This window comes from Duganella kummerowiae (assembly GCF_053572355.1).
On the sequence record NZ_JBKFEH010000014.1, the window covers coordinates 197,444 to 223,750 of the forward strand.

Below are 26,307 nucleotides of genomic sequence, written 5' to 3' on the forward strand. Positions count from 1 at the left end.
TTGAGCGACACGGCGGCTGACCTCCCCGCGCCGGACCCCGCGTCCCTGCCGCCCTACCAGGGCATCAGCCTGGCGCAGGTGCGCCTGGTGCGGACCGAGCAGGAAGCGCAGGCGGCGCAGGCCGAACTGCTGGCGCGCGACGCCATCGGCTTCGACACCGAGTCCAAGCCAACCTTCCGGAAGGGCGAGAAGTCCACCGGCCCGCACCTGGTGCAGCTGTCCACCGACGAGACCTGCTATCTGTTCCAGATCGGCGAGCAGGCCGCGCCGCATGTGCTGGCCGTGCTGCGCGCGGTGCTGCTGCCGGAGGCGCCGCTCAAGGTCGGCTTCGGCCTGTCGGACGACCTCAAGCGGCTGGACGCCAAGCTGGCCATCCCGGCCGCCGGCGTGCTGGATCTGTCGGTGGCCTTGCGCACGCCGGGCCAGCGCCACGACCTGGGCGCCAAGACGGCGGTGGCCAAGTTCTTCGGCCTGGCGCTGCAAAAATCCAAGAAAATCTCGACCACCAACTGGTCGCTGCCGCGTCTGAACGACAAGCAGCTGCTGTACGCGGCCGACGACGCCCAGGTGGCGCTGCGCGTGTACCGCCATTGGATCGCCAGCGGCGGCAAGGCGCCGCCGCTGCGCAAGCCCAGGCCGCGCCGGCGCCGTCCGGCCGCAGCAGCGGCGCCGGCCGGCTCATCGGCCGCCACACCTGCCTCCAGCTCTTCCGAATAGCACTGGGCAGGCGGCCGCCGCCGGTATATGCTAGGGCATCGCCGATGCCGGCTTGCACCGTCCTGCCCATGCTGATACCGCGTCTTCCCTTGCTGCTTCTGTCCGCCCTGGCGCTCCTGCCGCCGCGCGCAGCCTCCGCCCCGCCCGATACCCTGGAACAACGCCTGGCCGCCTGCAACGCCTGCCACAGCCGGCCGCAGCGCGCCGACGCCTATTTCCCGCGCATCGCCGGCAAGCCGGCTGGCTACCTCTACCATCAGCTGCAGAACTTCCGCGACGGCCGCCGCACCTACCCGCTCATGACCTATATGGTGGACCACCTGCCGGACGCCTACCTGCGCGAGATTGCCGAGTACTATTCGCAGCAGCATCCGCCCTACCCGCCGCCGGTACCGGGCAGCGCCGCCAGCGCCGGCCCGGCCATGCTGGAGCGCGGCCGCCGGCTGGTGCGCGAGGGCGACCAGGTGCTGCGCGTGCCGGCCTGCGCGGCCTGCCACGGGGCCAGCCTGAACGGCGTGGCGCCGGCCATCCCCGGCCTGCTCGGGCTGCCCAGCGACTACATCAACGCCCAGCTCGGCGCCTGGAAGAACGGGCTGCGCAAGGCCCATGGGCCGGACTGCATGGCCGCTATCGCGACCCGGCTCACCCCGGGCGACGTGGCCGCCGTATCGGCCTGGCTGAGCGGCCAGCCGCCCGATCCCCAAGCCCGGCCGGAAGCCGCGCCGGCGCAACCCTTGCCGCTGGAATGCGGCAGCGTGAGGACGCCATGAGCCGCCGGACGCGCCAGCTCCCTGGACGCCAGCCAGCCACCCGGCAGCGCGCCTGCCGCGGCGGCGGCCAGCGCAGCGCCGCAACGCCGCCTCGCAGCCGCCGGAGGGCGTCATGAAGCGCACGGGCCGGGCCGCCAGGTTCGCGCTGACTGCTACGGCACTGCTGCTGGTACTGCTGGCGCTGGCCCTGTGGGCCGGCTATCACTGGCCGGCCGACGATACCGGCCCGCCGCCGGACACCAGGCTCGGCACAGCCGAACGCATCGCGCGCGGCGCCTACCTGGCGCGGGCCGGCGACTGCATGGCCTGTCACACCACGCGCGGCGGCGCCGCCTACGCCGGCGGACGCCCCCTTGCCACGCCGTTCGGCAACGTGATCTCGCCCAACATCACGCCCGACCGCGAGAACGGCATCGGCGCCTGGAGCGCGGATGATTTCTGGCGCGCCCTGCACAATGGCCGTTCCAGGGACGGCCGCCTGCTGTATCCTGCCTTCCCCTACCCCAGCTACACCCGCGTCACACGCGAGGACGCGGACGCGCTGTACGCCTATCTGCAAACGGTGCCGGCCGTGCGCCAGGCCAGCCAGCCGCACCAGCTGCGCTTCCCTTATGACCAGCAATTCATGCTGGCGGCCTGGCGCGCGCTGTACTTCCGGCCTGCCGTGTACCGCCCGCAGCCGCAGCGCCCGGCGCAATGGAACCGCGGCGCCTACCTGGTCGAAGGGCTGGGCCACTGCGCCGCCTGCCACAGCGGGCGCAATGCGCTGGGCGCCAGCGGCGACACCCTGTCCGGCGGCCTGATCCCGGTACTGGGCTGGTACGCGCCGGCGCTGACCTCGGATGCCGAAGCCGGCCTGGGAGACTGGGAACAGGAGCACGTGGTGGCGCTGCTCCAGACCGGCATATCGCCTCGCGCCACCGTGTTCGGGCCGATGGCGGAAGTGGTGCGCGAGAGCTTGCAGCACCTGAGCACCGAGGATGTGGGCGCCATGGCGGCGTATCTGAAGACGCTGCCGGCCAGCGCGCCGCAAGCACCGTATGCGCGCGCGGACACGCCGCAGGCGCGCGACTTCCTGGCCGCCGGCGAACGGCTGTACCAGCGCCATTGCATCGACTGCCACGGCGCCGACGGACGCGGCCAGCCGCCCCACTATCCGCCCCTGGCCGGCAACCGCGCGCTGACCATGGCGCAAGCCGTCAATCCGATACGCATCGTGCTCAACGGCGGTTTCGCGCCTGGCACGGCGGGCAATCCGCGTCCCTATGGCATGCCGCCGTTCAGCCATGTGCTGAGCGACCTGGAGGTGGCCCAGCTGGTCAGCTACCTGCGCTCGGCCTGGGGCAACAACGCGGCCCCGGTGAGCAGCGTGGAGGTGAACCGCTACCGCGCCATACCGCTGGACTGAGGCAGGCGCCTAGATCTGTTCGGCAAAGCCGATGCGGTCGGTGGTGGCGTTGCGGGCATCCTCGATACCAACCTTGCCTTCGGCCAGCAGGCGCCGCAGGGAGGCGTTCATGGTGTGGCAATCGGGGCCGCTCTTGCTGTTCATCCAGCCGCGCAGGGCCGGGATATGGCCGCCCGCGATCATGCCCGCCACCTCGGCGTTCACGCTCAGCGATTCGGTCGCCAGGTGATAGCGCTCGCCCTGCACCGACGGCAGCAAGGCCTGGCACAGCACGCCTCGCAGCGCATGGGCCAGGGCCTGCGCCTGCGGTTCGCTGTTGCCCAGCAGGCGCAGCATCTTCTGCAAGCCCAGCTCGGTGGAGCGTGCGTGCAGCGAGGCCAGCACCAGCGGGCCGGACTCGGCCAGCGCCAGCGCTTCCTGTGCGGTCTGGGCGTCGCGGATTTCGCCGATCACCACCACGTCCGGACGTTCACGCAACGCATCGAGGGCGCCCAGGTAAAAGCTCTCGACGTCGCCGTCGAAGCCCACCTCGCGCTGGGTCACCACGCACTTGCGCTGCGGGATCAGGGTCTCGACCGGATCCTCGATGGTGATGATGTGGCCGGAACGGTGCTTGTTGATCTCGTCCAGCATGGAGGCAATCGTGGTGGACTTGCCCTGGCAGGTGTCGCCGATGATCAGCACCAGGCCACTACTGAGCCTGGCGAACTGCTGTTCGCTGGGCCGCAGCCCCAGCGCCGCCAGCGCCAGCGGCTCCTTGGGGAAGCGCCGTATCACGCAGCCCAGCCGCTTCTTGCCCTGGAAGGTGAAGCAGTTGGCGCGGATGCGCGCCGTATGCAGATCGATGGAGCGGTCGAAGGCGCGGTCCTGGATGCGCTCGGCCCAGTTGGGCTCCACCACCTCGAAGAATTCCTCCAGCTCTTCGCGCGTGATGGGACTGTCCGTCACCGCCACCAGGCCCTTGGGCTGGCGCAGCAGCAGCGGATTGTTCTGGTGAATCAGGATGTCGCTGAAAATCAGGCGCGAATTGAGCAGGTGCAGGATTTGTTCGACCAGGGTGCCGAACACCGGATGGTCTTCGTTTTCCTGGTAGGTCAGGGTGCGTATCCGCGACGACAAATGGTGTTCCATCTTGACTCTGCTCTCCGGTGGCGGTGGTTGTTGCTCACAGGGATTCTATAAGAGGGACACCGGTCAGCGCCAGCAAAAGTGCAGTTTTGAAACTTTACAGCGGCTTCAGCTTGGGGAAGATAAAGCCGGTTTTCAAGTCCATGCTGACCAGCTTGCCATCGACCTTGAGGTTGACGTACGGCGGCGGCGCCTCGCCGGCCAGGGCGCGCGCGAACACCGGCAAGCCCTCGCCCTTGCGCACCAGTTCGTCGCAGCGCTCGTAAACGTTGGGGCAGCCGGTTTCCGCGATCAGGGCCTGCACGATGGCGATCTTCCAGGCGTCGGCGCCGGCCGACTGGAACTGGCAGACCAGGTAGCCGCCAACGCCGCCGTAGCTGTCCACCAGCAGGCCGGACAGGCCATCCTCGTCGCCGCGCACCACGGCCATCAATTGGTCGGGGGCGGCGCGCACGGCCTCGGCGCGCTTTTGCACGGCGGCCTTGACGCGCCGCTTGATCAGGGCGTGGTCGACCGGCTCGTCCTGCTGGTAGGTCCAGATGCGGGCCGCGATCTGCGACTTGGCGTTGTAGGCGGCGCGGCCGATGAACTGGCGCGCCGAATTCTGCACCACGGCGGTGGCGCCGGGCTTGTTCTTTTCGCGCGGGCTGCCTTCGACTTTCTCGATGGCGCTGGCGTAGATCCAGGGCTGGCCCGACAGCAGGCTCTTTTCCTTGCCCTGTTTGATGGTAATGATCAGCATGGTGTTCCTTGAAAACAGTGCGCCATGATACCCGATCACGCGGCCCGGCCAGCCCAGGCTGCATTCTGTGCCGCCGCCGGCGCATTCCATCGCAGTGCGCTACCGTGATCCGGTACGCTTACGTACCATACGCTATACCGACGTCTGTCCACCCCTACCAGGAGAACCGCCATGACCCCATCCCCTACCCTGCGCAGCGCACTGCGCGCCTTGTTCCTGGCTGCCGGCATGCTGGCCGTGGCCGCTCCCGCCGGCATGGCGCTGGCGGCTTCGCCGCTGGGCTGGCTCAGTGGCGGCGAACGCATCCAGGGCAGCGGCAAGATCGTCCAGCAGACCCGCCAGCTGGGCCACTTCAGCGGCCTGGCCACCAGTGTCAGCGGCGACATCGAAGTGCGCACCGGCAGCACGGAAAGCATCACCATCGAGACCGACGACAACATCCTGCCGCAGCTGGAAACCGTGGTGGAGAACGGTACGCTGCGCATCCGTCCCGTCAAGCGCAAGCTGCAGCTGGACACGCGCAGGATGAAGATGGTGCTGCAGGTGCGCAGCCTGGACCATATATCGGTGGCCGGCTCCGGCTCGGTCAATGCCGATCAGCTGCGCGGCGACCACGTGCAGCTGGACATAGGCGGCTCCGGCAATATCAACCTGCGCCAGCTGGAGGGACAGTCGGTGGCGGTGGCGGTGGGCGGCAGCGGCGACTTGCGCGTCAATGGCGGCAAGGCGGAACGGCTGCAGGTATCGATAGGCGGCTCGGGTGAAGTCCAGGCCGGCAAGCTGGGGGCGCGTGAGGTGTCAGTCAGCATAGGCGGCTCGGGCCAAGCCACCGTCTGGGCCACGCAAGCGCTCAGCGTCAGCGTGGCGGGCTCGGGCGATGTGGAGTATTACGGCGATCCGCAAGTGAGCAAGAACGTGATGGGCTCGGGTTCCGTCAAGCGCCTGGCCGGCGCACCGCGCTAGGCGTCCGAGGGTGCGGCGTCGTCGGCAAACACTTGCTCGACGCTGCGCCCCTGCGCCAGCTGGGCCAGCCAGTGCACGGCTTGCGGCAGCTCCGCCGCGCTGATGCGGAGTTCAACCTGGTCGGTGATCGGCAAGCCTGCCTTGCCCATCCAGTCACGCAGCAGTTGACGGGCCTGCACGCGCCCTCGCTCCAGTCCTTGCTCCAGTCCTTGCTCCAGTCCTTGCTCCAGTCCTTGCTCCAGTCCCTTTTCCAGTCCCATCTGGTGCACCTGCCACTGGTAGAAATCTTCCATGTCACGCCATTTGCGGTCCAGCATGATCTCCCCCTCCTCGTTGGTCTCCACTGTCACCTTAGTCTCAAAGGCCTGTGCATTCAAGATGAAATCCAGCCAGCGCAGCAAGCTGTCCTTGACATGGCGCATAGCAGGATTGCGGAGGTGGTCCATGAATCGCACCGCAGTGCGCTCCAGGGAGGCCTGGTCCCGCGCGCGTATCAGCTGGAATAATGCGTCCACCAGGTTGCTGCGGGTACTGCCATCGTCCACGGCGCCGGCGCCATCGATCAACAGGTAGCGCTGGCGCGGCTGCAGCGGCTCCAGCCCCTCGGGCGCCGGCAGCATCAGGTGGGACAGTTCGGTGGGGGCACGCCATGGCCTGGCGCCGTGATACAGCACCACCGGCAGCACCGGGGGCAGCATGCCGCCGCGCGTCAGACGGCGCTGGCGCACCAGGTCCTGGCACAACAGGCCGACGTAGACTTGCATGCGCAGCGCCATCCAGCGCTCCGGCCTGGCCTGCAGTTCCAGCAGAAGATACAGGTACAGCCAGTCGCCATCCAGGCGCACGCGCCACACCAGGTCGTCGTGGCGCTGCGCACCATGCTCACCCACATAGCTGGCGTTGACGCGCTCCAGCGCATCAAGCTCGACCCGCTGCGCCCATTCCTGGGGAATGAAACCGCGCAGCAGCTCGCGCACCAGCTCGGGGTGCGAGAACAGCTGCTTGTAGATGTGGTCGTGGGCGCCGGTCATGCACCCAGTGTAGCGCCCGTCCTCACGGCTCAATTCGCTTGAGACGCGCACCATGTTTGGCCTGGCGCAAAGGAAGTGCGGGGAGCGCACCGCCTTGGCGCACCGCCTTGGCGCGCCGCCTTGCGGGAGTGCTTAGTGCTTGGGCGCGCTGTAGGACAGTGGCTTGACCTGCGCCTGCACCTCGACCGCCTGCTGCCTCTTGTCCTTGCCTTCGATCAGCAGGGTCAGCGGCACGGTCTCGCCTTCCTTGAGCTGGCGCTTCAGATCCATCAGCATGATGTGGTAGCCGCCATTCAGGTCGACCGGCTTGCCAGCCGGTAGCTCGATGCCGCCGGTCACGGCGCGCATCTTCATGGTCTGGCCATCCATGGCCATCTCGTGGAGTTCGGCCACGCCGGCCACGCTGCTGCGCACGCCGACCAGGCGCGCGTCCCGGGCCGACTGCAGCTGCAGGTAGGCGCCGCCGGATTTGGCGGCCGGCACGGTGGCGCGCACCCAGGCATCCTTGACGGTGACCTGGGCCTGGGCGCCGGCGGCGGCCAGCGCCAGCAGCACGGCCAAGACTGATTGTTTCATGTGATCCTCCTGGAAAAAATGCTCAAGCCTCGGACTTGAGCGTGGTGCGCGATATCTCCACCGTCTCGCTGCCGTTGGTAAGCCAGATCTGGCCATCCTGTATGGTGCATTGCAGTTGCATGGTGCGCTCGGCCATACGGCCCAGGGCCTCGGTGGCCTCGGCCGGCAGGTCGACCACGGTCAGGTTCCTGCAGCGCTCGACCTTGTTGGCCAGCTGCTTCCACCAGATGTGGCTGGTGGCGCTGTAGCTGTACACCACCACGTGCTCGGAGCGCCCGGCCCCCTTCAGGATTTTCTTCTCGTCCGGCTGGCCGACCTCTATCCATAGCTGGATGGCGCCGGTCAGGTCCATTTGCCACAGGTCGGGTTCGTCGACGTCGAACAAGCCCTTGGTGAAGGTCAGCTGCTCGTGGGCGTGGATGGCGTAGGCCAGCAGGCGCACCATCATGCGCTCGTCGGTCTCGGACGGATGGCGCGCCAGGGTCAGGTTGGCGGTGTCGTAGTAATTGCGGTCCATGTCCGCGATCGACAGTTCCGCCTTGTATATGGTTGCCTTCAGGGCCATGGGGACTTCTACCTCTTACTTGAAAACGACGGTCTTGGAACCGTTCTGCAAAATGCGGTGCTCGACGAACCACTTCACGGCGCGCGCCAGCACCACGCACTCGACGTCGCGGCCGATGGCCGACAGGGTCTCGGCGTCCATCGAGTGGTCGACCCGCTCGACATCCTGCTCGATGATGGGGCCTTCGTCCAGGTCGCCGGTGACGAAGTGGGCGGTGGCGCCGATCAGCTTGACGCCGCGCTGGTGCGCCTGCGCATAGGGCTTGGCGCCCTTGAAGCTGGGCAGGAAGGAATGGTGGATGTTGATGGCCTTGCCCTTCAAGGCTTCGCACAGGCCGGGCGACAGGATCTGCATGTAGCGCGCCAGCACCACCAGGTCGACCTGGTGCTGCTGCATCAGGTCCATGATGCGCGCCTCCTGCGCCAGCTTGGCTTCCAGCGGCGCCCCGGTGGCCAGCGGCAGGTGGTGGAAGGGGATGTTGTAGCTGGCCGCCAGCTGGTAGAAATCCATGTGGTTGGACACGATGGCAGGAATCTCCATCGGCAGCAGGCCGCTCTTGTAGCGGAACAGCAAATCGTTCAGGCAGTGGCCAATCTTGGACACCATCAGCATCACGCGCGGCTTGTAGTGGGCGTCGCGCAGCTCCCAGTCCAGCCGCATGCCGGCCGCCAGTACGGCGAAGGCGGCGCGCAGGGCGGCGTCGGAGACGCCGGCGTCCTCGGCCGAGAAATGCACGCGCATGAAGAACAGCTGGGATTCGGCGTCGCCGAACTGGGCGGAGTCGATGATGTTGCAGCCGTGCTCAGCCAGGAAGCCCGAGACGCGATGAACGATACCGCGCTGGTCCAGGCAAGACAGGGTCAGGATGTACTCGGGGTTACTCATGGATTCAACAGTAAGCAGGGATGGTTGGGTCAGCCCGCTATTGTCGCACGCCCGGGCCCGGGAGGGGGAAAAGGGCCGCAGCGGGCCACTTGCAGATTGAGAGCGGCGATTGGAACTTTCATCAACCTTGCCTCTCTAACCACACAGAACAAGCCGATGGCTAAGTACGCCATGGCCGTTGTTCATCCCCTATCCCACCGTAACCCCCAAGGAGAATGCGATGTCGAACACCAGCGAGACCAGCAAAGGCAACAGCCAGAAGGCCGAAACCCCCGCCAAAAGCGGCAAACGCGGCTTTGCCGCCATGGATGCCGAAACCCAGCGCCAGATCGCCAGCAAGGGGGGCCAGGCCGCCCACCAGCGCGGCACCGCCCATGAGTTCGATTCGGAAGAAGCGCGCCTGGCCGGCCAGAAAGGCGGCCAAGCCGTGAGCCGCGACCGCGAACACATGGCCGAGATCGGCCGCAAGGGGGGAGAAAGCCGGCAGTCGGCGGCACGCAACGCGGCCCGCCTGGCGGCCGAGCAGCAAGCCCGGGCCGGTAACAAGCAGGGCAACAAGCTGCAGGAATCCTAGCTGCCGCGGCGCCGGACCGAAGCAGGATCAGCCCGGTGTGGCGATGATCACGGCAGGCGCCTTGAACACGGCCGTGGCGGAGTCGCCCACCTGCAGCGCGAGGTCGTCGCCGCTTTCGCGCGTGATGATGGCGGCGATGGTACCGCCACCGGGCAAGGCAATGCTGACCTCGGCATTGACGGCGCCCACCTGGTAGCGGCTGACGGTGCCGGCCAGCTGGTTGCGGGCCGAGAATTTCGCCGTACCGGCGTCGGTCACCACCATCACCGAAGATGCCTTGATCAAGGCGCAGGCTTCGGCGCCCACGGCCAGGCCCAGGCTGTCGCTGCTGTCGCGCGTGACCACGGCCACGATGCGCTGGCCGCCGACGATTTCCAGGACCACCTCGTCGTTGACGGCGCCGCGCCTGAGCTCGACCACCTTGCCGCTGAATTCATTGCGGGCGCTGGTTTTCATTTTCATCCTCTGTATCAGCAAGAAATCGTCAGCCAGCGCCTGCGACTGGCGGCTCAGGTGCTCGACAAAGCGCTGGTGCTCAGCCTCCACCTTGCGGAAATTCTCCACCAGCCGGGCGCCGCGCGCCGTCAGCCGGGTGCCGCCCCCGCCCTTGCCGCCGGCCGCGCGCTCCAGCAGCGGTACACCGGCCAGGTTGTTCATGGCGTCCACTGCGTCCCAGGCGCCCTTGTAGCTGATGCCGACCGCCTTGGCGGCGGCCGTGATGGAACCGTGCTCGGCAATTGCCGCCAGCAGGGCCACGCGGTCATGGCCGCCGAATTTTTCACCATCCACCGTCAGCCACACGTGGCCGCGCACTTCCATTTGCCGTGTCTCCATTGGGTTATCTCCCTGTTTCATGCCGCTCCACGCGTTCCAGTCGGGGCAAGCCGGCGATCTTCCCATCTTCCATGCGCAACACATGGTCGCCGAAGGCCTGCACATCCTCCGGATCGTGGGTGATCAGCAGCATCGGAATGGCCAAGCGGCGCTGCAGCGCATCGAGCTCGTGCCGCATGCGCGCGCGCAGGGCCGGATCCAGGGCCGCGAATGGTTCGTCCAGCAGCAGTGCGCGCGGATTGGCCGCCAGGGCGCGGGCCAGCGCGGTGCGCTGGCGCTGCCCACCGGATAACTGGTCCGGCAGCTGGTGCGCCACCTGCCCGAGCTCCAGCGCCTCCAGCCAGTAGGCCACACGCTCGTCGTCCACGCGCGCGGGCGGGTTGAACCAGCCCCGGCGCAGCCCGAAAGCGATATTCTGGCGTACGTTCAAATGCGGGAACAGGGCGTAATCCTGGAACAGATAGCCGACCTCGCGCCGGCGCGCGGGCAAGTCCACGCGCCGCGCGCCATCGTACAGGCAGCGCCCGGCCAGCACGATGCGGCCGGCATCGGGCCGCACCAGCCCGGCCACGGCGCGCAGCAGCTGGCTCTTGCCGGCGCCGGAGGGGCCATGGATCACCACCCGCTGGCTGTTGGAAGAGAGCCTGGCCTCCAGCGTGAACACGCGTTTGCCGGAGCGCAGGGTTTTGCGGATGTCGATGTCGATGTGCATGGTTCAGGCATCCGGCTTGCGGCCCGGCGACAGCTTGTTGGCCGCCACCAGCACCGCGGCGCAGGTCACGGAGGTGATGATGACCAGCAGGTTGGCATGGTCGTCCTGGCCCGCCTGCACGGCCTCGTACACCGCGATGGACAAGGTCTGGGTCTTGCCCGGAATGCTGCCGGCCACCATCAGGGTGGCGCCGAACTCGCCCATGGAACGGGCAAAGGCCAGCAGCACGCCGCCCAGCACGCCGCGCCATGCCAGCGGCAAGGTCACGCGCAGGAACACGCCGGCGCCGCCCACGCCCAGCACGCGGGCAGCCTGCTCCAGCTGGCGGTCCACGGTCTCAAACGCGGCGCGCGCGCCCTTGAGCACCAGCGGAAAGGCCACCACGGCCGCCGCGATCACGGCCGCCTGCCAGGTGAAGATCAGGTTGACGCCGAACTGGGCGCGCAGCCAGGCGCCGATCAGGCCTTCACGGCCTATCACCACCAGCAGGTAGTAGCCGAGCACCGTGGGCGGCATCACCATGGGCAGGGTCAGCAGCGCATCGGCCAGGTCGCGCCCGGGAAAGCGGCCGCGCGCCAGCAGGTAGGCCAGCGGCAGCCCGAGCAGCAGATCCAGCAAGGTGGCCCAGCACGCCACCTTGAGAGACAGTTGCAGCGCCACCCACGCCGGCTGATCCATACTCCCGCCCTTACGGTTTGCTGAAGCCGTACCTGGCCAGGATGGCCTGGCCGGCCGGGGCCAGCACGAAGTCCACGAACTGGCGGCCGGCGGCGGCCTGCGGACCGGCCGCGATCACGGCGATCGGATAGCTGACCGGGGTGGGCGTGGGCACCGTGGCCACGACCTTGACCTTGTCCTTCTGGATGGCGGCGTCGGTGGCGTACACGAAGCCGGCCTCCGCCTCGCCGCGCGCCACGTAGTCCAGGCACTGGCGCACCGAGGCGCCATACACGGCCTTGGCTTCGACCGCCTGCCACAGCCTGGCCTGCTGCAGCGCCTCCTTCGTATAGCGGCCGACCGGTACGCTGGCCGGGTTGCCGATAGCGATCCTGGCGACACCGGCCTGGGCCAGGTCCTTGACGCCCCTGATCGCCACCGTGCCGGACAGCGGCGTGATCAGCACCACGGTATTGCTGACGAAGTTCTTGCGGGTGCCGGGCTGCAGCAGTTTCAGGCTGTCGGCCTTGTCCATGGCGTCCTGGTCGGCCGAGGCGAACACGTCCACCGGAGCGCCCTTGCTGATCTGCTGCACCAGCGGGTCGGAGGCGGCGAAATTGAACTGCACCTTGTCGCGCGGATGCTCCTTCTCATAGGCGGCGCCGATTTCCTTGAAAGCATTGGTGAGGCTGGCTGCCGCCGACACCGTGATTTCCGCCGCGTGGCAGCCCCAAGCGGCAGCACCGAGCAGCGCGGCCACACCCAGTTTGGATGAGCGCATCTTATCCTCCCAGAACGCAATAAAATTGATTATATAGCGTTCCCGGCCAGACGGGGCCGTCCTGTGATACATTCCCACCTCCCCGATTTTCAGCCCTCCCATGTCCGACCTGAAGTACCTGAGCGCTTATCCTGAGCAAACCCTGCAGCAAGTGCGGCAGCTGATCGACCGCCGGCAGCTGGGCGCCATCCTGCGCCAGCGCTATCCCAAGGCGCACGAGCTGCGCACCGACCGCGCCCTGTACCAGTATGTCCAGGACCTGAAGACGGAATACCTGCGCAACGCCGAGCCCATCAACAAAGTCGGGTACGACAGCAAGATCCACGTCATCAACCATGCGCTGGGCCTGCACACGGCCATCTCGCGCGTGCAGGGCGGGAAACTCAAGGCCAAGCACGAGATCCGGATTGCTACCGTGTTCAAGACCGTGCCGCTGGAAATGCTGCGCATGATTGCCGTGCATGAACTGGCCCATATCAAGGAAAAGCAGCACGATAAGGCGTTCTATAAGTTATGCACTTACATGGAGCCCAATTATCACCAGTATGAATTTGACCTGCGCTTGTACCTGACCCAGCTGGATACCGAAGGGCAGCGTTTGTGGGAGTGATATTCACTGATCAAATGTTGATTATCGGAACTTATGATTGGCGTGATATCTAGGCTGTGGCTAGACTGGGAAGCATCGAAACGCTGAGTATTCAAGGAGCACGCCATGTCCTACGTCGCCACCCCTGCCCACCTGACCGCCCCCGCCGCCCGCAAGGCCGCCAAGCAACGTTCGTGGAAAGCCATCCTGCGCCGCATGCTGGAGGTGATGGGTGCGCCTTACGCCCACGGCCCCTACATGCAGTAAGAGGTCGTTTCAACATGGCCGTGGCGTCGTTGTGGCGCCTCGCCGTGCAGGCGCACTGTCTTCGGCTCCACGCCTAGCCACACCCATGTTGAACCAACCTTCACAAAAAAAACCGCCCAGAACGGGCGGCTTTCAATGACGCTTCGGCAAAGCGCCGGGGCGGCCGGCCTGCCGCCTGGTTGTGCGTAATCAGGCCCTAGTAAATCACAGGGCGCGCCGGTTTGACACGGCAAGCAGCAAAAAAATCCGCATCACGCCACAGGCGCATGCAGGCGCCGCAGCAGGGCTTGCGGTTCAGCCTCCACCCGCATCAGCCCTACATGGTGCGGCTTGATGAAACCCTGTCCGCTGGCGTGCCCGATGAAACCCACCAGGCTGTCGTAGAAGCCATCCACGTTCAGCAGGCCGATGGGCTTGGCATGGATGCCCAGCTGCGACCAGGTCAGCATTTCAAACAATTCCTCCAGCGTACCCATGCCACCCGGCATGGCAATAAAGGCGTCGGCGTGGCTGGCCATCATGGCCTTGCGCTCGTGCATGTCCTTGACGATGAATAGACGCGTCAGCCCCTGGTGCGCCAGTTCGCGCTCGACCAGGGCGGTGGGGATCACGCCCGTCACTTCGCCCCCCTGCGCCAGCACCTCGTCGGCAATGATGCCCATCAGGCCGACGTTGCCGCCGCCGTACACCAGATTGATGTTCTGCTCCGCCATGGCGCGGCCCAGGGCGCGCGCCTGCTCCGCATAGCGCGGGCTGGCGCCGGGATTGGCGCCGCAATACACACAGATGGATTTGATCACGGCAGGCTTTCTTCAGTTGAGCTTTCTCAGGTACTCTTCCGACAATTTCTGGAACAGCACATAGGTTTCGCCGCGCAGATAGGGACCGATCTGCGACAGCACCTGGTAGCAGCCGCGCGCCAGCGCATCGGCCATCGATTGCTGCTCGCTATACTTGCGCGGATTGCGCACGTATTCATAGGACAGCCAGTAGGTCGCCACCACCACCATGTTGGTGGCCATGGCGTCGATGGCGATGTCGCTGGCCTCCAATGACTGTTCGCTGCGCAAGTCCTCGCACAGCTGCTTGGCCACCTTGATCTTGTGCGCCAGGATTTGCTTGAAGTGCAGCTCCAGCTTGCGGTTGCGGGACAGCAAGTCGTTCAGGTCGCGGTAGAAGAAGCGGTAGCGCCAGATCAGTTCGAACATCAGGTGCAGGTACAGCCACACGTCCTCGATGTTGGAGCGGCGCCCGTCCGGCACCGTCAGCATGCGTTCGATCTCGGCCTCGAACTGGACGAAGATGGAGTTGACGATGTCGTCCTTGTTGCGAAAATGATAATACAGGTTGCCCGGCGAAATATTCATTTCCTCGGCGATCACCGTGGTCGTGATGTTGGGTTCGCCGAACTCGTTGAACAAGCGCAGCGAAAGCTCCAGGATACGTTCACGGGTGCGTCGGGGGGCTTTTTGTAGCATGGCAGGGAGACCTTATTGATACTCCCGCAAGGATAACACCGATACGGCGCGCAAGAAACTACCGATCGTGCTTTTTTTGTGGCCGATATTATAGAAGCGGAAACTAGAGCGCGGTTTCTAAAGCACACAACCTGCCATGTGCACAGCGGGCTGGACCGCAGCCCCGATGCCAGTGCGGTCGCACGGCGGGGCGCCGCAACGCCCCCACGGCGTTCCTGCAACGCCGACCTAATGGCGGGTGGCATTGCCGCCGTAGAGCTGGGCGTGCAGGCGGAAACCTTCCTGGATGTTCTCGCGCAGCACCGCTCCCTTCCACGGCTTGGTGTAGAAGCGGTCGATGGCGCCATGGTTGATGGCGGCCATGATGGGCGTCAGGTCGGCATAGGCCGACAGCATGATGCGAAAGGTGTCCGGCGCCAGGTTCTTGACACGCTCCATGAACTCGGTGCCGCTCATCAGCGGCATGCACTGGTCGCACAGGATCACCTGCACCCGGTGCCGCGCCAGGATGTCGAAGCCTTCGGCAGCGGTCTGGGCGGTCAGGATGCGGTAGCCGTCCTGGGACAGGAAATCGGTCAGCACGTCCAGCATGAAGGCGTCGTCGTCGACAATCAAGAGGGTTTGCTCGGCCGGCTTGCTGTCGTCGGACGGGGTCTGCAGATAGCGGCCTTCGCGCAGCATCGCCTCGAACTCCTCGGGCGGCACCGGACGGCTGAAGTAATAGCCCTGCATCTCGTCGCAGCCGTGGCGCTTCAGGTAGGCCAGTTGCGCCTCCTTCTCCACCCCTTCCGCAATGACCGCCAGCTGCATACTGTGCGCCATGTTGATGATGGCCAGCACGATGGCGGCGTCGTCCGGGTTGCTGGTCACTTCGCGCACGAAGGCGATGTCTATCTTCAGCTTGTCGATCGGGAAGCGCTTCAGGTAAGCCAGGCTGGAATAGCCGGTGCCGAAGTCGTCGATCGAGATCTGGATGCCCAGCGCCTTCAGGTTGTGCAGCACGCTGATGGTTTCCTCGGCGTTGGACATGAGCGAACTTTCAGTCAGCTCCAGCTCCAGCAGCTCGGGCGCGATGTCGTGCGCGCGGATGGCCTTCATGACCTCCTCCTCCAGCCCGCCGACGAAGAACTGGATGCCGGACACGTTGACCGACAGGTGCACCGCGCCAACGTCGCCCTTGCCCCAGGCGCTGATGCGGCGGCAGGCTTCCTGGATGACCCAGGAGCCGACCCGCACGATCAGCCCGGTTTCCTCCAGCAGCGGGATGAACAGGGCCGGCGACACCATGCCGTGCCCGGGCCGGCGCCAGCGCAACAGGGCCTCGGCGCCGCTGATGCGGCCGGTGGCGATGTTGACCTTGGGCTGGAAATGCAGCACGAACTCCTCGTTGTCGATGGCGCGCCGCAGTGCGTTTTCCAGGTCCAGGCGCGCCAGAGACTGGGCGTTCATCTCGGCCGTGAAGAAGCGGTAGGCGTCGCGCCCGGCTTCCTTGGCGCGGTACATGGCGGTGTCGGCGTACTGGATCAGGGTATCGGCATCGGCGCCGTCGTCGGGGAAGACGGCGATGCCGATGCTGGCCGTCACCGTCACCTCGTGCCCCTTGAGCTCGAACGGCTGGCGCATGGCGTCGCGTATCTTGTCGACCACCGCGATGGCGTTCTGGGCCCCTTCCGGCAGCATCAGGATGGCGGCGAACTCGTCGCCGCCGAAGCGGCCTATGGTATCGCGCACCCGCAGGCAATCGACCAGGCGGCTGGAGAACTGGCGCAGCAGTTCGTCGCCTATGGTGTGGCCCAGCGTGTCGTTGATGTTCTTGAAGCGGTCCATGTCCAGGAACAGCACCGCCAGCGACCACTTGTGTTCCCTGGCCTGGCGCAGCGAATGGCTGAGCGATTCATAGAACTGGCTGCGGTTGGGCAGCCCGGTCAGGGTATCGAAGTGGGCCAGCTTGAGCAGGCGCTGCTCGGCCTCCTTGCGCTCGGTGATATCGCGCGCCACCGCCACCAGTATCCAGTTGGCGCCGGAGCGCAGCGTGCGGCGCTGCACTTCCACCGCCAGCGGGCTGCCGTCGTGGCGCTGCAGCATCAGCTCCGTCATGGCGCCGCTCTGGTCGCCGGCCAGCAGCTTGTCGAACAAGTCTTCCAGGCGGTTCAGCGCGCCGTCCATGCTCTTGTTGGGCCCCACCTTGAGGAAGTCCTCGCGCTGGTAGCCCAGCATGCGGCAGGCGGTGGCGTTGACGTCCACGAAGCACAGCCCGGCGCGGTCCACCAGGAAGATGGCGTCTGCCGTGGCGTCCATGGCCAGGCGGAAGCGGCGCAAGTCTTCGTCCAGGCGGATGCGGGCATTCATGTCCAGGGTCAGCTGGGCGTGATGGCGCTTGATTTCCTCGTACAGCAGCAGGTTTTCATAGGATACCGAAATCTGCGCCGCCACCGTGACGGCGACACGCTCGTCGACTTCCGAAAAGCCGTCCGCGCCCAGCTTGTCAACCAGGTACAGCCAGCCATGGGTGCGTTCGCGCAGCGCGATCGGCACCCCCAGGAAGGAATGCACGGGCGGGTGCGAGGCCGGCAGCCCGAGCACCGCTGGATCGCCGTCCAGGCCGTTCAACAAACAGGGCTGGCGCTGCTCCAGCAGGCCGCGCAGCACGCCGGTGCGCGGCGCGGCGGCGATCTGGCCAGCCGGCATGTTGGCGCCGCAGCTGGCAAAGTAGCTGAGCTCGGTGGCGCCCGGCTCCAGCACGCCCACGAAGGCGTATTTGGACACGCAGATGTTCTGCGCCACGCGGCAACCAATGTCGATCAGGGCGGCCGGGTCGCGTTCAGCCCCCAGTTCTATGCCCAGCTCGATCAGGGCGGTCAGGCGCAGGCTGACTGCCTGCAGGCTGGACAGCGACTGCGACAGGCGCGCAGTCATTTGCGCCAGGTTGTCCGGCTCGGCCTCGTCGGCCGCGATGCGGGTAATCACCTCGCTGCTGGACTCCAGCTCGCCCAGGAAGCCGGCCACCTGGTTGTCCAGGCCGACGAAGCGGCTTTCCGAGGGCGGCTCCGGCGTCGTATAGGACGGGGTCAGCTCGGTATTCTCGCGCCCCAGGGCCTCGGCCACGGTGGCCAGGATCACGTCCGGATCGGACGGCTTGGGCAGCACCCAGCGCACCCCGCAGGACTGGGCCAGCGCCATGGCTTCCCGCTCGCGGTAGGTGGCGGTATAGAAGATCACCGGCACCTCGGCCGTTTCCGCGTGCTGGTGCATGCGGGTGACGAACTCATAGCCGTCCATGTTGGGCATGAGGATGTCGGAAATGACCAGGTCGGGCCGCTCGGCCAGCGCGATCTTGAGGCCCTCGGCGCCGTTGGCCGCTTCCAGCAGGCGGTGGCCGCCATAGCCCAGCAGGGTCATCAGGAATTCCCGGTTGAGAACGTGGTCGTCCACGATCAGGATGGTGGCGATGTCATTTGGCTCAAGGGGAGACATCGCCCCCGGCAAAAAAGACTCGATCTGGGTCACGAAGGAATCCGGTTCGATGGGCTTGCCGATATAGCCGTCAAAGCCGGCCTCCAGCAGGCGTTCGCGGTCCCCCACCATGGCCAGCGCCGTCACCGCCAGGGCCGGGATGTGGCGCGTGGCGGCGTCGGCCTTGAGGGCCTTGACCACCCCGTAGCCGTCCAGCTTGGGCAGGTGCACGTCGCAGATGATGAGCTCGGGCGCCTCGCGGCGCGCCGCCAGTACGCCGGCCTCGCCATCGCTGGCCATCAGCGGCGTATAGCCGAAGGCGCGCAGCAGGTACACCATCAACTCCATGTTGGTGGCGTTGTCTTCGATAATCAGGATGCGTGCTGACATGAGCGCTCCAAAACAATGCGGCCGCGTGCCCCGCCCTCAGGCCAGGGGCAACACCAGGGTAAAGGTACTTCCATTTCCATATTCGCTCTCCACGACGATGTCGCCGCGCAGCAGGCCGGCCAGCTTGCGGCTCAGGTGCAGCCCCAGGCCGGCGCCGGCGTGTTCATGGGCGATGCCGTCCAGCTGGCTGAACGCCTGGAACAGTTGGCCGCGCTGTGCGGGTGCGATGCCGGGACCGCTGTCGCTGACGCTGATGGCCGCCATCCCGCCATCCTGCGCCTGCTGCCGGTCCAGGCGCACCAGGACTTTGCCGGCCTCGGTGAACTTGATCGCATTATTCACCAAATTCATCAGGATCTGTTGCACGGCCCGCTTGTCTGTCTGCAGCACCACATCGTCCGCCAGGCCGGCGTACTCCAGCGCCAGCCCCTTCTGGCGCGCCTGCGGCTTGAACACGCGCAGGAGCTCATCGATCAGGGCGCGGCACGAAACCGGCTCGACCAGCAGCTCGACCTTGCCAGACTCGATCTGCGTCAGGTCCAGCAAGTCGTTGATCAGCGACAGCAAATGGCGTGCGCTGCCCTGGATGGTGCGCAGCTGGCCCTCCTGCTCCGGGGTCAGCGGACCAGGCAGCTTCATCAGCATGGTGCCGGTGAAGCCGATAATGGCGTTCAGCGGGGTGCGCAGCTCGTGCGACATGCCGGCCAGGAAGCGGTCCTTGGCGGCCACCGCCTTGCCCAGCTCCACATTCTTTTCCTGCAGGGCCAGCTCGATACGGCGCCGCTCGCTGACGTCGCGGATGGCGCTCATCACCAGGCTGCCCACTTCCATGGCAATCGGGCTGAGGCTGATTTCAATCGGAAACTCACTGCCGTCGCGCCGCAAGCCCGACAAGTCCCGCCCGCTGCCCATGGGGCGCGCACGCGGCTCGGCGAAATAGCCGTCGCGCAGGTTGGCATGGTTGGCGCGCAGCCGGGCCGGCATCAGGTCCTCCAGCGCCAGCCCCTGCATGCCGCCGCGGTCGTAGCCGAACAGGGACTCGGCCTGGCTGTTGGCCAGCACCACCCGCCCTGCAGTATTGGCCATGACGATGGCGTCCGGACTCGATTCCAGCAGGTCGCCGAAGCGCGCCTCGGCCAGCTTGGCGTCGCGCCGCACCTGCATGCCGGTCACGTCCTTCTTGCTCCACAGGATACAGGCCGGCTGGCCATGCTCGTCGCGTATCAGCTTGCTGGTGCTGTCGATGTAGACCAGGGCGCCGTCCTTGGCGCGCCGCAGCGACTCGTAGCTGGCCTGGCCCTGCTCCAGGGTGGTATGCAGCACGCCCAGCTCAGCCTCGTGCTGGCCGGGCGGCACGATCAGGCCACTCAGGGAGCGGCCCACGGCCTCGGCGCTGCTGTAGCCGAACACGGCGGCCGCGCCATTGGTCCAGCACAGCACCTCGCCGTCGGGCGTGGTGATGATGACAGCGTCGGGCGTTTCATTAAGTATCAGCGCGGCATAGTCTGGCGGCATTGGGAAACCTGTGTTGGCTAGGTCAGATAACCATACAACAAGTGCGCCCAAGAATCTTCACACAAAATCACCGGTGCCCGGCCGCTTCGATCTCGGCCAGGGCGCGCCGCAGCGCCTCCGGATGGCGTCCCAGCGCCACGTGCCCTATGGCGCCCAGCGGCAGGTTGCGGGCGCCGGGCAGCTCGCTGGAGTCCTGCGGGGCGACAATATTATCGTGCACTGAATAAATGGAACAGAACAAGTTTCGTTGCAAATTTGCCTCAGCGGCGCCCAGCGCGCCCAGCCAGGCGCTGCCCGGCCGCATCTGGGCCGCGTTTTGTCCAGGACCGAAATGGGCCAGCGCCGTGCCATGGTGGGGCGACCCCAGCGTGATGACGCGCGCCACCCTGGCGTGCCCGTGGCGGCGCAGGTAGGCGCGCGCCACCAGACCGCCCATGCTATGGCCCAGCAAGATCACTTGCTGGCTACCGGTTTCCGCGCACAGGCACGCGATGCCGGCCTCGACCTGGGGTACGAAATCGTCGATGCCGGCCCCGGGCGGCTCCAGGTCCAGGCCGTAATGGCTGATGCCGGCCTCGGCCAGCAGCGCGCTCATCCGGGTCCAGTAGCCGCTGTTGCAGCCATAGCCATGCAGCAGCAGCACCGGCAGCCCCTTGGCGGCCGGCTGCAGGCGCAGGCCAATGGGATGCAGCATGGTCCACGAGGACGTCAGCATGGACGACAGGAACTCGTACAGGAACAGGTGCAGCGCACGTCCCGGCGTGAGCGCGTGTTCAAGCGGCGCGATACTGCGCGCGCGCCAGCTCAGCACGAAATTGTTGGCGGAAACAAGCATGCGCACCAGCAGCACCGCGCCCAGCCCCGCCGCCATCGCGGCCGCCAGGCTCCATCCGGCGCCCGCGTACAGGCCGGCAGCAATGGCGGCGGCGGCCCCGGCCTGCAACGCCAGCAATAGCAACAGCAGCCGCTTGATCATGCGCTCCCCCTCGCAGGCAGTCGTCTCATCCAGGGCGCCATGGCGGGAGGCGTCAGGGCTTGCGCTTGGCGTGGGCCGACATCTGGCGCGCGATGCCGCGCAGGATGTTGACTTCCTCGGTTTCCAGCTGGGTGCGGGCAAACAGGCGCTTCAGGCGCGGCATCAGCTTGCGCGGGTTGGCGGCGTCCAGGAAGCCGATTTCCACCAGCGACTGTTCCAGGTGCTGGTACATGCCCTCGATCTGGGCCAGGCTGGCGACCTCGCCCTGGAAGCCGATCTCTCCCGTGTGGGGCTGGATGCGCGGGCTGGCGCCGCCGTCCAGGGCCGCCATGCGGCACTCGTATGCCAGCACCTGGGCCGCCTGCGAAAGGTTCAGGGAAGAATATTCCGGATTGGCCGGGATGTTGATCAGCACATTGCACTGCTCCACCACCTCATTGGGCAGGCCGAAGCGTTCATTGCCGAAGATCAGGGCGGCCTGCAGCCCAGGCTGGGCGACCAGCTGGCCGGCCAGCTGGCGCGGCGTCAGCACCGGCGGCGAGAATTCGCGCAGCCGGGCCGACACGGCCGCCGCGAAATTGACGCCTTCCAGCGCCTCCGCCATGCTGGAGACGATGCGCGCGCCGGACAGCACGTCCAGCGCTCCGCTGGCGAAGGCCACCGCTTCAGGGTCCGTCAGCGGCTGCTCGGCGCGCGGCTGCACCAGCACCAGCTCGCCGAATCCCATGGTTTTCATGGCGCGCGCCACCGCCCCCACATTGCCGGCGCGGCTGGTCTCGACCAGAATAAATCGTAAGCGTGTGAAAAGATTGGTGTTGGTTTGCGGCAGGTTCATTTAAAATAGCGCTATCGCGCGGTATCGATACTGTAAAAGCAAGCTTGTGCGTCCGGCTACCGAGCCGCCACAGCCCGGATTTTACCCTGTCGGCGCCGCCCCGCTCTTTAATTCACTCTTGTACTCCGTCATGCCGCCGGGAAGTTCGCGCCCCGGCGGGTGATGGCGTTCTTTTAACGGAAAGCCCACATGCATCCCATGATCAACACGGCGGTCAAAGCCGCCCGCCGCGCCGCTGCGGTCATCAACCGCGCCTCCTTCGACCTCGACCGCGTCACCGTGACCGAGAAAAACCACAAGGACTTCGTCACCGACGTGGACCAGGCGGCCGAGCAGGCCATCATCGAGGTGCTGTCCAAGGCCTACCCCGACCACGCCTTCCTGGCCGAGGAATCGGGCGCTTCCGCCAAGCTGAACGACGAGACTGAATACACCTGGATCATCGATCCGCTGGACGGCACCACCAACTTCATCCACGGCTTCCCGCAATACTCGATCTCGATCGCCCTGGCCCAGCGCGGCGTGGTGCAGCAGGCCGTCATCTACGACCCGGTGCGCAACGACCTGTTCACCGCCACCAAGGGCGCCGGCGCCTACCTGAACGACAAGCGCATCCGCGTCGGCAAACTGGACCGCATTGCCAACGCCCTGCTGTCGACCGGCTACGTGGCCGGCAACGCCAAGGCCCTGGACGAATACCTGAAAATGTACGGCATCATGGCTGAACGCTGCCACGGCGTGCGCCGCCCGGGCAGCGCCGCCCTGGACCTGGCCTACGTGGCCGCCGGCCGCCTGGACGGCTTCTACGAAAAAGGCCTGAAGCCGTGGGACATCGCGGCCGGCTCGCTGCTGGTGACGGAGGCGGGCGGCATCGTCGGCGAATTCAACGGTGAATCCGACTACCTGTACAAGGGCGACATTATTGCCGCCAGCCCAAAGATCTTCGGCCAAATGGTGGGCCTGCTGACGCAGTTCGCCTGAGGCATCGTGTAGCACGCTGAAAATAGACACTTTGTTACAAATTAGGGAGCTGCGGCTCCCTTTTTTATTTCCACAACGAAACAAATGATGAGTTTGGGTGTTATACTCGCGCCTGCGGCTTGTCTGACCAGTCCTCAATCCGCCGCACGCTAACAACAATCCGAATGGCCTTGCGACTGGCGCCGTTACCCCGGCACGGGCTGATCCTTCTATAGAGTTACCATGTCCTTTACTACCCTCGGTTTGTCCGACGCCCTGCTCCGCGCCATCAGCGAGACCGGCTACACCGCCCCGACCCCGATCCAGGCTCAGGCGATCCCTGCCGTCCTGAACGGCGGCGACCTGCTGGCCGGCGCCCAGACCGGCACCGGCAAGACCGCCGGCTTCACCCTGCCGCTGCTGCAGCGTTTGTCGACCGACGCCTACGGCAGCAAGCTGACCAACACCACGGCGCCGCGCCACATCCGCGCCCTGATCCTGACACCTACGCGCGAACTGGCGGCCCAGGTCGAGGAAAGCGTGCGCATCTATGGCAAGTACACCAAGCTCAATTCCACCGTGATCTTCGGCGGGGTGGGCATCAACCCGCAGATCAAGCAGCTCAAGCACGGCGTCGACATCCTGGTGGCCACCCCGGGCCGCCTGCTGGACCACATGGCCCAGGGCACGGTCGACCTGTCGAAAATTGAAATCCTGGTGCTGGACGAGGCCGACCGCATGCTGGACATGGGCTTCATCCGCGACATCAAGAAAGTGCTGGCGGCCCTGCCGCCCAAGCGCCAGAACCTGCTGTTCTCGGCCACCTTCTCGGACGAGATCAAGGCCCTGGCCGACGGCCTGCTGAACAACCCGGCCATGATCGAAGTGGCGCGCCGCAACGCCACCTCCGACATCATTGCCCAGAAGATCCACCCGGTGGACCGCGACAAGAAGCACCCCATGCTGGCGCACCTGATCAAGTCCAACAACTGGACCCAGGTGCTGGTGTTCACCCGCACCAAGCACGGCGCCAACAAGCTGGTGGAGCAGCTGGAAGGCGACGGCATCGGCGCCATGGCCATCCACGGCAACAAGAGCCAGTCGGCGCGCACCCGTGCCCTGGCCGAGTTCAAGGATGGCACCCTGAAGGTGCTGGTGGCCACCGACATCGCGGCGCGCGGCATCGACATCGACCAGCTGCCGCACGTGGTCAACTATGACCTGCCCAATGTGCCGGAAGACTATGTGCACCGCATCGGCCGCACCGGCCGCGCCGGCGCCAGCGGCGAAGCCGTGTCGCTGGTGTGCGTGGACGAGCACCAGATGCTCAAGGATATCGAAAAGCTGATCAAGCAGACCTTGCCGCGCGACGTGATCCCCGGTTTCGAACCGGATCCGAATGCACGCGCGCAACCGATCCAGCTGCGCAGCGGCGGCCCCGGCCACCGCAACGGCGGCGGTGGCGGCCAGGGCCGTGGCCGTGGCGGCAACGCTGGCGGCAGTGGCGGTGGCGGTGGCCGTGGCGGCAATGCGGCCTCGGCCGGCGGCAACGGCGCTGGACGCGGCGGCAACGGCGGCGGTTCCAAGCCGCGCGTACCCGGCGCCGGCAATGCGGCAGCCGGCATGAACCGTGGCAACGGCGCCCAGCACCGTTCCGGCGGGCGCGGCCGCTAAGCTAGGCCGGCCGCCACACGCAACGGCAATGCGGGCCTGGCCCGGCTTGCCGGCGCCACCACCAGCCCGCTCACCGCGGGCTTTTTTTTCGTCCGGGTCCGGTCTACCATAGCGCCTAGCCCGCCTGTATCCCCCGGAACCGCCATGCCCAAGTTCGCCGCCAACCTCACCATGCTGTTCAACGAAGCGCCCTTCCTGGAACGCTTCGCCCTGGCCCGCGAAGCCGGCTTCGACGCCGTCGAATTCCTGTTTCCCTATGCCTACGGCGCCTACCAGCTGGCCGAGCGCCTGCGCCGCCACCAGCTGCGCCTGGTGCTGTTCAACCTGCCTTGCGGCGACTGGAACGCGGGCGACCGCGGCCTGGCCTGCGATCCGCGCCGCATCGATGAGTTCCGCGCCGGGGTGCACACGGCGCTCGAATACGCGACCGAGCTGGGCGTGCCGCGCCTGCACTGCATGGCCGGCAAGCTGCCGGGCGGCCTGGCGCCGGAGCGCGCACGGGAGACCATGCTGGACAACTTGCGCTATGCCAGCGCGCTGTGCGCGCCGCATGGCATCGAACTGCTGCTGGAGCCCATCAACCACCATGACATGCCCGGCTATTTCCTGACCCGCAGCGCCCAGGCCGTGGAGCTGATCACCGCCAGCGGCTGCGCCAATGTATTCCTGCAGTACGACATCTACCACATGCAGCGCATGGAAGGCGAGCTGGCCAACACCATCCGCGCCCATTTGCCGCTGATACGCCACATGCAGCTGGCCGACACGCCCGGCCGCCACGAACCGGGCACGGGAGAGATCAACTACCGCTGGCTGTTGCGCCATATCGACGAGCTCGGCTACGAGGGCTGGATAGGCTGCGAATACCAGCCCCTGGACGGCACCGCCGCCGGGCTGGGCTGGCGCGACGTGCTTTTGCGCTAGCGCAAAGGCGGCCCGCGCAGGCCGCGCCACCATGGCCACCTGGACCATCACCGGGAGCCGCCATGCCAGTCCACCTCAGCAGCAGCGCCATGCGCCTGATCGCCGTCCTGGGCCTGCTGGCCTGCCTGGCCGGCTGCGCCAGCAGCACGCCGCACATGCGGCAGGTGCGCGAGTTCGCGGCGCAATCGTCCAAGCTGGGCGCCTACACCGACCTGACCGAGCGCTACCGCGACACCTACCAGCGCGCCGCGCCCTACCTGTCGCCCGAGGCCGACGCCGAGGAACGCCGCCAGGACCTCCAGCGGCGCGCCGCCGCGCCCGACTTCCTGGCCGTGGAGCAGGCCGTGCACACCTACATGCGGGCCCTGGGCGCGCTGGCCGGCGACAGCCAGTTCGACCTGGAGGACCAGGTCAAGTCGCTGTCCGGCGCCATCAAGGCCTGGCCGGACAGCGGCCTGTCCGACCGCCACGTCAACGCCTACGCAGGCCTGGCGCGGCTGCTGGCGCGCTGGCTGACCCGCTCCTGGCAGGCACGCAGCGTGCAAGCCCTGCTGGCCGAGGGCGCCGAGCCGCTGCAGCAGCTGCTGGACGCGATGCAAGTGCTGCTGCGTTACTACGACAAGAACAGCGACAACGAAAGCCGCATGGTGCTGGGCATGCTGGAAGTATCGCTGGCCTACACCGAGCCGCAGCAGCGCCTGCTGGCCGCGCTGGGCAAGGCCAGGCTGCAGGAAAAAACCGCCGAATACCGGCTGGCCGGACTGCGCCTGACCTTGGCGCGCAAGCATCTGGCCGCCATTGCGCAGGCCCACCAGGCGCTGCTGGCCGGCCTGGCCACGCAGCCAGTCCCGGCCGCGGTTCCTCCCCAGGCACTGGCCGCCACCACACCATGAAAGAAAAGCC

27 protein-coding genes are annotated in these 26,307 nt (G+C 66.6%); 11 read left to right on the plus strand and 16 right to left on the minus strand.

The features are described from left to right. From ACLB1G_RS19090 to ACLB1G_RS19100, 3 genes are all read left to right on the plus strand, one after another. A complete protein-coding gene (locus ACLB1G_RS19090) occupies nucleotides 1–717 on the plus strand; it encodes a 3'-5' exonuclease (protein ID WP_491628819.1) in 717 nt (238 codons plus the stop codon). 44 nt (nucleotides 718–761) lie between these two features. Next, nucleotides 762–1,487, plus strand: a complete 726-nt coding sequence (locus ACLB1G_RS19095) for a c-type cytochrome (protein WP_491628820.1) — start codon at nucleotides 762–764, stop codon at nucleotides 1,485–1,487. Between the two features lie 112 nt (nucleotides 1,488–1,599). Next, nucleotides 1,600–2,895 (plus strand): cytochrome c, encoded by a 1,296-nt coding sequence (locus ACLB1G_RS19100; protein ID WP_491628821.1) that lies wholly within the window; start codon nucleotides 1,600–1,602, stop codon nucleotides 2,893–2,895. A gap of 9 nt (nucleotides 2,896–2,904) precedes the next feature. On the opposite strand, the gene ACLB1G_RS19105 is transcribed toward ACLB1G_RS19100, so the two are convergent. Continuing rightward, a complete protein-coding gene (locus ACLB1G_RS19105) occupies nucleotides 2,905–4,026 on the minus strand; it encodes a type IV pilus twitching motility protein PilT (protein ID WP_491628822.1) in 1,122 nt (373 codons plus the stop codon). A 94-nt stretch (nucleotides 4,027–4,120) separates the two neighbouring features. Next, nucleotides 4,121–4,765 (minus strand): class I SAM-dependent rRNA methyltransferase, encoded by a 645-nt coding sequence (locus ACLB1G_RS19110; RefSeq protein WP_491628823.1) that lies wholly within the window; start codon nucleotides 4,763–4,765, stop codon nucleotides 4,121–4,123. A gap of 171 nt (nucleotides 4,766–4,936) precedes the next feature. On the opposite strand from ACLB1G_RS19110, the gene ACLB1G_RS19115 reads away from it, so the two are divergent. After that, nucleotides 4,937–5,728, plus strand: coding sequence for a head GIN domain-containing protein (locus ACLB1G_RS19115; protein ID WP_491628824.1), 792 nt, complete (start codon nucleotides 4,937–4,939; stop codon nucleotides 5,726–5,728). Here ACLB1G_RS19115 and ACLB1G_RS19120 read toward each other — a convergent pair. From ACLB1G_RS19120 to purU, 4 genes are all read right to left on the minus strand, one after another. Further along, a complete protein-coding gene (locus tag ACLB1G_RS19120; protein ID WP_491628825.1) occupies nucleotides 5,725–6,759 on the minus strand; it encodes an Rpn family recombination-promoting nuclease/putative transposase in 1,035 nt (344 codons plus the stop codon). The genes ACLB1G_RS19115 and ACLB1G_RS19120 overlap by 4 nt on opposite strands. A gap of 132 nt (nucleotides 6,760–6,891) precedes the next feature. Beyond that, complete coding sequence (locus ACLB1G_RS19125) at nucleotides 6,892–7,335, minus strand: copper chaperone PCu(A)C (protein WP_491628826.1); 444 nt, start codon at nucleotides 7,333–7,335, stop codon at nucleotides 6,892–6,894. Nucleotides 7,336–7,357: 22 nt separating this feature from the next. Further along, nucleotides 7,358–7,900 carry a YaeQ family protein gene (locus ACLB1G_RS19130; protein WP_491628827.1) on the minus strand — a complete coding sequence of 181 codons (543 nt, stop codon included), beginning with the start codon at nucleotides 7,898–7,900 and terminating at the stop codon, nucleotides 7,358–7,360. A 15-nt stretch (nucleotides 7,901–7,915) separates the two neighbouring features. Beyond that, nucleotides 7,916–8,785: a formyltetrahydrofolate deformylase gene (gene purU, locus ACLB1G_RS19135; protein WP_491628828.1), complete on the minus strand. Its 870-nt coding sequence runs from the start codon at nucleotides 8,783–8,785 to the stop codon at nucleotides 7,916–7,918. Between the two features lie 220 nt (nucleotides 8,786–9,005). On the opposite strand from purU, the gene ACLB1G_RS19140 reads away from it, so the two are divergent. Further along, nucleotides 9,006–9,359, plus strand: coding sequence for a KGG domain-containing protein (locus ACLB1G_RS19140; protein ID WP_491628829.1), 354 nt, complete (start codon nucleotides 9,006–9,008; stop codon nucleotides 9,357–9,359). Between the two features lie 27 nt (nucleotides 9,360–9,386). Here ACLB1G_RS19140 and ACLB1G_RS19145 read toward each other — a convergent pair whose 3' ends face one another. Genes ACLB1G_RS19145 through modA form a run of 4 tightly spaced genes read right to left on the minus strand, consistent with a single transcriptional unit; the run spans nucleotide 9,387 to nucleotide 12,343 of the window. After that, complete coding sequence (locus ACLB1G_RS19145; RefSeq protein WP_491628830.1) at nucleotides 9,387–10,193, minus strand: TOBE domain-containing protein; 807 nt, start codon at nucleotides 10,191–10,193, stop codon at nucleotides 9,387–9,389. 4 nt (nucleotides 10,194–10,197) lie between these two features. Continuing rightward, the gene (locus tag ACLB1G_RS19150; RefSeq protein WP_491628831.1) at nucleotides 10,198–10,905 is read right to left on the minus strand and encodes an ATP-binding cassette domain-containing protein; all 708 of its coding nucleotides are present in this window, start codon (nucleotides 10,903–10,905) and stop codon (nucleotides 10,198–10,200) included. A 3-nt stretch (nucleotides 10,906–10,908) separates the two neighbouring features. Beyond that, nucleotides 10,909–11,583, minus strand: coding sequence for a molybdate ABC transporter permease subunit (gene modB, locus ACLB1G_RS19155; RefSeq protein WP_491628832.1), 675 nt, complete (start codon nucleotides 11,581–11,583; stop codon nucleotides 10,909–10,911). 10 nt (nucleotides 11,584–11,593) lie between these two features. Beyond that, nucleotides 11,594–12,343, minus strand: coding sequence for a molybdate ABC transporter substrate-binding protein (gene modA / locus ACLB1G_RS19160; RefSeq protein WP_491628833.1), 750 nt, complete (start codon nucleotides 12,341–12,343; stop codon nucleotides 11,594–11,596). A 100-nt stretch (nucleotides 12,344–12,443) separates the two neighbouring features. Between modA and ACLB1G_RS19165 the strand changes: the two genes are divergently transcribed. Further along, a complete protein-coding gene (locus ACLB1G_RS19165) occupies nucleotides 12,444–12,953 on the plus strand; it encodes a YgjP-like metallopeptidase domain-containing protein (protein WP_491628834.1) in 510 nt (169 codons plus the stop codon). A gap of 105 nt (nucleotides 12,954–13,058) precedes the next feature. Further along, entirely contained in the window at nucleotides 13,059–13,199 is a 141-nt protein-coding gene (locus ACLB1G_RS19170; protein WP_491628835.1) for a hypothetical protein, read from the plus strand. Between the two features lie 251 nt (nucleotides 13,200–13,450). Here the strand turns inward: ACLB1G_RS19170 and ACLB1G_RS19175 are convergent, their stop codons facing one another. The 6 genes from ACLB1G_RS19175 to ACLB1G_RS19200 all read right to left on the minus strand — a co-directional run bounded on the left by ACLB1G_RS19175 (nucleotide 13,451) and on the right by ACLB1G_RS19200 (nucleotide 21,846). Beyond that, the gene (locus ACLB1G_RS19175; RefSeq protein ID WP_491628921.1) at nucleotides 13,451–13,996 is read right to left on the minus strand and encodes an LOG family protein; all 546 of its coding nucleotides are present in this window, start codon (nucleotides 13,994–13,996) and stop codon (nucleotides 13,451–13,453) included. 15 nt (nucleotides 13,997–14,011) lie between these two features. Further along, nucleotides 14,012–14,677: a TetR/AcrR family transcriptional regulator gene (locus ACLB1G_RS19180; protein ID WP_491628836.1), complete on the minus strand. Its 666-nt coding sequence runs from the start codon at nucleotides 14,675–14,677 to the stop codon at nucleotides 14,012–14,014. Nucleotides 14,678–14,905: 228 nt separating this feature from the next. Next, a complete protein-coding gene (locus tag ACLB1G_RS19185; protein ID WP_491628837.1) occupies nucleotides 14,906–18,520 on the minus strand; it encodes an EAL domain-containing protein in 3,615 nt (1,204 codons plus the stop codon). Nucleotides 18,521–18,556: 36 nt separating this feature from the next. Further along, complete coding sequence (locus ACLB1G_RS19190) at nucleotides 18,557–20,035, minus strand: PAS domain-containing sensor histidine kinase (RefSeq protein WP_491628838.1); 1,479 nt, start codon at nucleotides 20,033–20,035, stop codon at nucleotides 18,557–18,559. Nucleotides 20,036–20,102: 67 nt separating this feature from the next. Beyond that, entirely contained in the window at nucleotides 20,103–21,011 is a 909-nt protein-coding gene (locus ACLB1G_RS19195; protein WP_491628839.1) for an esterase/lipase family protein, read from the minus strand. 52 nt (nucleotides 21,012–21,063) lie between these two features. Next, entirely contained in the window at nucleotides 21,064–21,846 is a 783-nt protein-coding gene (locus tag ACLB1G_RS19200) for an RNA methyltransferase (RefSeq protein ID WP_491628840.1), read from the minus strand. 198 nt (nucleotides 21,847–22,044) lie between these two features. Between ACLB1G_RS19200 and ACLB1G_RS19205 the strand changes: the two genes are divergently transcribed. From ACLB1G_RS19205 to ACLB1G_RS19220, 4 genes are all read left to right on the plus strand, one after another. After that, nucleotides 22,045–22,827 carry an inositol monophosphatase family protein gene (locus ACLB1G_RS19205; protein WP_491628922.1) on the plus strand — a complete coding sequence of 261 codons (783 nt, stop codon included), beginning with the start codon at nucleotides 22,045–22,047 and terminating at the stop codon, nucleotides 22,825–22,827. 222 nt (nucleotides 22,828–23,049) lie between these two features. Further along, on the plus strand, nucleotides 23,050–24,480 hold the full coding sequence (locus ACLB1G_RS19210) for a DEAD/DEAH box helicase (protein WP_491628841.1): 1,431 nt from the start codon (nucleotides 23,050–23,052) through the stop codon (nucleotides 24,478–24,480). Between the two features lie 144 nt (nucleotides 24,481–24,624). After that, a complete protein-coding gene (hyi, locus tag ACLB1G_RS19215) occupies nucleotides 24,625–25,404 on the plus strand; it encodes a hydroxypyruvate isomerase (protein ID WP_491628842.1) in 780 nt (259 codons plus the stop codon). 62 nt (nucleotides 25,405–25,466) lie between these two features. Beyond that, a complete protein-coding gene (locus tag ACLB1G_RS19220) occupies nucleotides 25,467–26,297 on the plus strand; it encodes a hypothetical protein (RefSeq protein ID WP_491628843.1) in 831 nt (276 codons plus the stop codon). Nucleotides 26,298–26,307 lie beyond the last annotated feature (10 nt).

Coding starts and splice junctions, on each gene's coding strand:
- ACLB1G_RS19165 (WP_491628834.1), top strand. CDS start 12,444: ATGTCCGACCTGAAGTACCTGAGCGCTTATCCTGAGCAAACCCTGCAG.
- ACLB1G_RS19115 (WP_491628824.1), top strand. CDS start 4,937: ATGACCCCATCCCCTACCCTGCGCAGCGCACTGCGCGCCTTGTTCCTG.
- modA (WP_491628833.1), bottom strand. CDS start 12,343: ATGCGCTCATCCAAACTGGGTGTGGCCGCGCTGCTCGGTGCTGCCGCT.
- hyi (WP_491628842.1), top strand. CDS start 24,625: ATGCCCAAGTTCGCCGCCAACCTCACCATGCTGTTCAACGAAGCGCCC.
- ACLB1G_RS19100 (WP_491628821.1), top strand. CDS start 1,600: ATGAAGCGCACGGGCCGGGCCGCCAGGTTCGCGCTGACTGCTACGGCA.
- ACLB1G_RS19150 (WP_491628831.1), bottom strand. CDS start 10,905: ATGCACATCGACATCGACATCCGCAAAACCCTGCGCTCCGGCAAACGC.
- ACLB1G_RS19170 (WP_491628835.1), top strand. CDS start 13,059: ATGTCCTACGTCGCCACCCCTGCCCACCTGACCGCCCCCGCCGCCCGC.
- ACLB1G_RS19145 (WP_491628830.1), bottom strand. CDS start 10,193: ATGGAGACACGGCAAATGGAAGTGCGCGGCCACGTGTGGCTGACGGTG.
- purU (WP_491628828.1), bottom strand. CDS start 8,785: ATGAGTAACCCCGAGTACATCCTGACCCTGTCTTGCCTGGACCAGCGC.
- ACLB1G_RS19110 (WP_491628823.1), bottom strand. CDS start 4,765: ATGCTGATCATTACCATCAAACAGGGCAAGGAAAAGAGCCTGCTGTCG.
- ACLB1G_RS19130 (WP_491628827.1), bottom strand. CDS start 7,900: ATGGCCCTGAAGGCAACCATATACAAGGCGGAACTGTCGATCGCGGAC.
- ACLB1G_RS19210 (WP_491628841.1), top strand. CDS start 23,050: ATGTCCTTTACTACCCTCGGTTTGTCCGACGCCCTGCTCCGCGCCATC.
- ACLB1G_RS19185 (WP_491628837.1), bottom strand. CDS start 18,520: ATGTCAGCACGCATCCTGATTATCGAAGACAACGCCACCAACATGGAG.
- ACLB1G_RS19140 (WP_491628829.1), top strand. CDS start 9,006: ATGTCGAACACCAGCGAGACCAGCAAAGGCAACAGCCAGAAGGCCGAA.
- ACLB1G_RS19120 (WP_491628825.1), bottom strand. CDS start 6,759: ATGACCGGCGCCCACGACCACATCTACAAGCAGCTGTTCTCGCACCCC.
- ACLB1G_RS19205 (WP_491628922.1), top strand. CDS start 22,045: ATGATCAACACGGCGGTCAAAGCCGCCCGCCGCGCCGCTGCGGTCATC.
- ACLB1G_RS19220 (WP_491628843.1), top strand. CDS start 25,467: ATGCCAGTCCACCTCAGCAGCAGCGCCATGCGCCTGATCGCCGTCCTG.
- ACLB1G_RS19105 (WP_491628822.1), bottom strand. CDS start 4,026: ATGGAACACCATTTGTCGTCGCGGATACGCACCCTGACCTACCAGGAA.
- ACLB1G_RS19190 (WP_491628838.1), bottom strand. CDS start 20,035: ATGCCGCCAGACTATGCCGCGCTGATACTTAATGAAACGCCCGACGCT.
- ACLB1G_RS19180 (WP_491628836.1), bottom strand. CDS start 14,677: ATGCTACAAAAAGCCCCCCGACGCACCCGTGAACGTATCCTGGAGCTT.
- ACLB1G_RS19200 (WP_491628840.1), bottom strand. CDS start 21,846: ATGAACCTGCCGCAAACCAACACCAATCTTTTCACACGCTTACGATTT.
- ACLB1G_RS19195 (WP_491628839.1), bottom strand. CDS start 21,011: ATGATCAAGCGGCTGCTGTTGCTATTGCTGGCGTTGCAGGCCGGGGCC.
- ACLB1G_RS19125 (WP_491628826.1), bottom strand. CDS start 7,335: ATGAAACAATCAGTCTTGGCCGTGCTGCTGGCGCTGGCCGCCGCCGGC.
- ACLB1G_RS19095 (WP_491628820.1), top strand. CDS start 762: ATGCCGGCTTGCACCGTCCTGCCCATGCTGATACCGCGTCTTCCCTTG.
- modB (WP_491628832.1), bottom strand. CDS start 11,583: ATGGATCAGCCGGCGTGGGTGGCGCTGCAACTGTCTCTCAAGGTGGCG.